The following is a 4,868-nucleotide window of genomic DNA, read 5'->3' as shown; positions in this document are numbered from 1 at the left end:
GGAGGCTGCTCTCGTCGTCGCCGGTGTTCGCGGCGCGGATCGCCGAGTGCGAAGTGGCTTTGTCGACTTACGTCGGCTGGTCGTTGGCTGAGGTGCTGTCCGGCGACGACGACGGCTGGATGCAGCGGGTTGATGTGGTTCAGCCGGTGCTGTGGGCCGTGATGGTGTCGCTGGCGGCAGTGTGGGAGGCCTTTGGGGTCACCCCGGCAGCCGTGATCGGTCACTCGCAGGGTGAGATTGCGGCTGCGGCGGTTGTCGGTGCGCTGAGCTTGGGTGACGCGGCGCGTGTGGTGGCTTTGCGGTCGGCTGCGATCCGGGATGAACTTGCCGGTCGCGGTGGGATGTTGTCGCTCGCCACGGGTCCTGAGCGGGCTGCGGAGTGGGTCGCGCCGTACGGTGACCGGGTTTCGGTGGCGGTCTACAACGGTCCGGACGCCTCGGTCGTAGCGGGTGATCCGCAGGCTCTGGACGAGATCGCCGCTACGGCGGAAGCGGCCGGGGTACGGGCTCGGCGGGTGCCGGTGGATTACGCCTCCCACTCGGCGCACGTCGAGGACATCCGGGAACGTCTGCTGGAGGCGTTGGCTCCCATTGCGCCGCGTGCGTCCCGTGTGCCTGTCATCTCCACCGTGACCGGCGCCGTGGTGGACACCTCGACCATGGATGCCTCGTACTGGTACGAGGGGTTGCGGCAGCCTGTGCGCTTCACGGATGCGGTCCGGGAGGCGTTGTCCTACGGCCGGTTCGTCGAGGTCAGTGCGCATCCGGTGCTGACCATGGGTGTGCAGGCCATCGCCGAGGCGGCGGAGAAGCCGGTCGCTGTGGTCGGCACGCTTCGTCGTGACGAGGACGAGGACGCCCGTTTCCTCGCGAACGCCGCCGAACTCTGGGTCCGCGGCGTGGACATCGACTGGTCCGCCGTCTTCTCCGGTCGGCCTGTCAACGCGGTCGAGCTGCCCACGTACGCCTTCCAACACCAGCGTTACTGGCTGGAGCCCAGCACCGGTGCCGCGGATGTCGGCGGTGCCGGTCTGGCCGCCGCCGACCACCCGTTGCTGGGTGCCGCCGTCAGCCTCGCCGACGGTGGTGGTGCCGTGCTGACCGGTCGGGTCTCGCTTCGTACGCATCCTTGGCTGGCCGACCATGCCGTTGCCGGGACGGTCCTGTTCCCGGGTACCGGGTTCGTGGAGCTGGCGATCAGGGCGGGGGACGAGGTCGGCTGCGGGTACCTCGGCGAACTGACTCTCCAGGCGCCGCTACTTCTCCCGGAGCGGGGTGCCGTACAGCTCCAAGTCGTCATTGGGCGGCCTGAGTCCGACGGTCGCCGGTCGATCGCGGTCTACTCCCGGCCCGAAGACGACGGGCCCGACCAGCAGTGGACCCTTCACGCCGAGGGGACCCTCGGTGCCGAGGCGCCGCACGAGCCCGTAATGGACCTCACCGCCTGGCCGCCGGCCGGGGCCGAGCCGGTGGACATCGGGGACTGGTACTCGCGTCTGCACACCTCCGGTTATGAGTACGGGCCGGTGTTCCAGGGGTTGCGTGCGGTGTGGCGGCGTGGGGATGAGGTGTTCGCCGAGGTTGGGTTGGGGGAGTCGGAGCGGGCTGGGGCTGCTCGGTTCGGGGTGCATCCGGCGTTGTTGGATGCGGCGTTGCATGCGGTGTTGCCGGTGGTGGGTGGCTCGGCGGTGCGGTTGCCGTTTGTGTGGTCGGGTGTGTCGTTGTCGGCGGTGGGGGCGTCGGCGGTGCGGGTGCGGTTGGCTCCTGCTGGTGGGGATGCGGTGTCGGTGTGGGTGGCCGATGCGGCGGGTGCTCCGGTGGCGGTGGTGGAGTCGCTGGCCCTTCGGCCCGTCGAAGTCGCGGAGCTGGGCAGCTCGGGTCGCGACGCCGTGTACCGCGTGGAGTGGACTCCCGTCCCGCCCGTCCCTGTGCAGAACGAGCCCGGTTGGGTTCTGCTCGGCGATGCCGATCCCTTCGGGCTCGGGCTTCCCCTCGTCCACAGCCTGGAGGAATTGGCCGCAGAGGTGCCCTCTGTGGTGGCCCTTCCTGTCGACGGGGGTGGAGCTGGGGCCCCGGAGGACGTGCGCCGTGCGGTGCTGAAGGTGTGGGACGCGGTCCGTGCCTGGTTCGCGGACGAGCGGTTCGCCGATGCCCGGCTTGTGGTTGTCACTCGGGGTGCCGTGGGCGTGGACGCGCCCACCGATCTCGCCGCTTCCGCCGTATGGGGGCTGGTGAGGTCGGCCGAGACCGAGAATCCGGGGCGGTTCGGGCTGCTCGACCTCGACGCGGATCTCGATGGTGTGGGTGGAGCCCTTGCCGCGCTCGTTTCGGGGGAGTGGCAGGTGGCGTTGCGGGGTGGGGTGGTTGTTGCTCCGCGTTTGGTGCGTGCCGGTGGTGGCGTTGGTGTGGTGGCCGGTTTTGGTGATGGTGCGGTGCTGGTCACGGGTGGGACGGGGTTGCTGGGTGGGTTGGTGGCCCGGCATCTGGTGGGTCGGTATGGGGTTCGCAGGCTGGTGTTGGTCAGTCGGCGGGGGGTGGAGGCGTCTGGGGCTGCGGAGTTGGTGGCGGAGCTCGCGGATGCGGGTGCTGTCGCTGATGTGGTGGCGTGTGATGTGGCTGATCGGGAGGCGTTGGCGGCTCTGTTGGCCGAGCATCCGGTCACGGGGGTCGTCCACCTCGCGGGCGTTCTCGACGATGCCGTGGTCACCGGGCTCACCCCCGGGCACTTCGACCGGGTCCTGCGTCCCAAGGTCGACGCTGCCGTCAATCTGCACGAACTGACCCGCGAGCTCGACCTCTCCGCCTTCGTCCTGTTCTCCTCCGTCGTCGGCATCCTGGGCGGTCCCGGCCAGGCCAACTACGCCGCCGCCAACACCTTCCTCGACGCCCTCGCCCAGTGGCGCCGGGCCGAGGGGCTCCCCGCCACCTCTCTTGCCTGGGGACTGTGGGCCGACGCCGGCGGCATGACCGGCCACATGGACCGGACGGCCGTCGCCCGCATGGCACGTGCCGGAATCGTCGGCCTCCCCGCCGACCAGGGACTCGCCCTCCTCGACTCCGCCCTCGCCACGGATGAGCCGCTGCTCGTCACCGCCCGCCTCAACACCTCCGCCGTACGCGCCCAGGCCGCCGACACCGGGGTACCGCCGCTGATGCGCGGACTCGTCCGCGGCCCCGCCCGTCGCACGGCAGCAGCCGGCTCGCAGGGGGACGCCGCCGCAGGGTCCTTCAGCCGTCGGCTGGCCGGACTCTCCCGTGACGAGCAGATGCACGAACTCCTCGGGATCATCCGGTCCAGCGTGGCCCTCGTGCTGGGGCACGCCTCCGACCGCATGGTCGACACCGACCGCACGTTCAAGGAGTTGGGTTTCGACTCGTTGTTGGCGGTGGAGTTGCGGAACCGGCTGGGTGAGGCGGTGGGGGTGCGGCTGCCCGCGACTTTGGTCTTTGACCATCCGACGCCGGTTGCTGTTGCGCGGTTGTTGGTGGATGAGCTGGTGGGGGTGGTGGAGTCGGCGGCCGAGGTTTCGGCTGTGGGTGTTCGGGTTGTTGGTGATCCGGTGGTGATTGTTGCTGCTGCGTGTCGGTATCCGGGGGGTGTGCGGTCGCCGGAGGAGTTGTGGCGGCTGGTGGTTGAGGGGCGGGATGCGGTGGGTCCGTTCCCGTCGGATCGGGGCTGGGATCTGGAGGGGTTGTTCGATCCGGATCCGGGTGCTGTGGGGAAGTCGTATGCGTGTGAGGGGGGTTTTCTTTACGACGCTGCGGAGTTCGATGCGGGGTTGTTCGGTATTTCGCCGCGTGAGGCGGTGGCGATGGATCCGCAGCAGCGGTTGTTGCTGGAGACGTCGTGGGAGGTGTTCGAGCGGGCGGGTATCGCGGTGGACTCGGTGCGGGGGAGTCGTACCGGTGTCTTCGCGGGTGTGATGTACCACGACTACGCCAGCCGCCTGCACCACGCCCCGGAGGAGGTCGAGGGATACCTCGGCACCGGTAGCTGGGCCAGTGTCCTCTCCGGGCGCCTCGCCTACACCTTCGGGCTTGAGGGGCCTGCCGTCTCCGTCGACACGGCCTGCTCCTCCTCGCTGGTCGCCCTGCACATGGCCGCGCAGGCGCTCCGCAACGGTGAGTGCGACATGGCCCTCGCGGGCGGTGTGACGGTCATGCCCACGCCGGGCACCTTCCTGGAGTTCAGTCGGCAGCGGGGGCTTGCGGCGGATGGGCGGTGCAAGTCGTTCGCTGCGTCGGCCGATGGGACGGGGTGGGCCGAGGGCGCGGGTGTGCTGCTGCTGGAGCGGTTGTCGGATGCGCGGCGGAACGGTCACCAGGTGCTGGCGGTGGTGCGGGGGTCGGCGGTCAATCAGGACGGTGCGTCCAATGGGCTTACGGCGCCCAATGGGCCCTCGCAGCAGCGGGTGATACGGCAGGCGTTGGCGTCGGCGGGACTCCGGTCGGCCGATGTGGACGCGGTGGAGGCGCACGGGACCGGGACGACGCTCGGGGATCCGATCGAGGCGCAGGCGCTGCTGGCCACGTATGGGCAGGAGCGGGAGGCGGACCGGCCGTTGTGGCTGGGGTCCGTCAAGTCCAACATCGGGCACGCGCAGGCCGCCGCCGGTGTCGCCGGTGTCATCAAGATGGTCATGGCGATGCGGGAGGGCGTGCTGCCGCGCACGCTGCACGTGGACGAGCCGTCCCCGCACGTCGACTGGACCTCCGGTGCGGTCGAGCTGCTCACCGACACGATCTCCTGGCCCGAGACCGGTCGACCGCGCCGGGTCGGCGTCTCGGCGTTCGGGATCGGCGGCACGAACGCGCACGTGATTCTGGAGGAGGTGCTGTCGGAGGAAGACTCGACGGATTCTCCGACC

At 70.0% G+C, this 4,868-nt stretch carries 1 protein-coding gene; it reads left to right on the top strand.

Going from position 1 to position 4,868, the window contains the following annotated elements; translation table 11 throughout:
- On the top strand, positions 1-4,868 hold a 4,868-nt coding region (locus GA0115233_RS39505), incomplete at both ends, for a type I polyketide synthase (RefSeq protein ID WP_141689655.1).

It is taken from the genome of Streptomyces sp. DI166, assembly GCF_900091315.1.
Lineage (GTDB): Bacteria > Actinomycetota > Actinomycetes > Streptomycetales > Streptomycetaceae > Streptomyces > Streptomyces fuscus.
The sequence above is the reverse complement of the archived record's forward strand: the minus strand, read 5'-3'. Positions and strand labels throughout refer to the sequence as shown.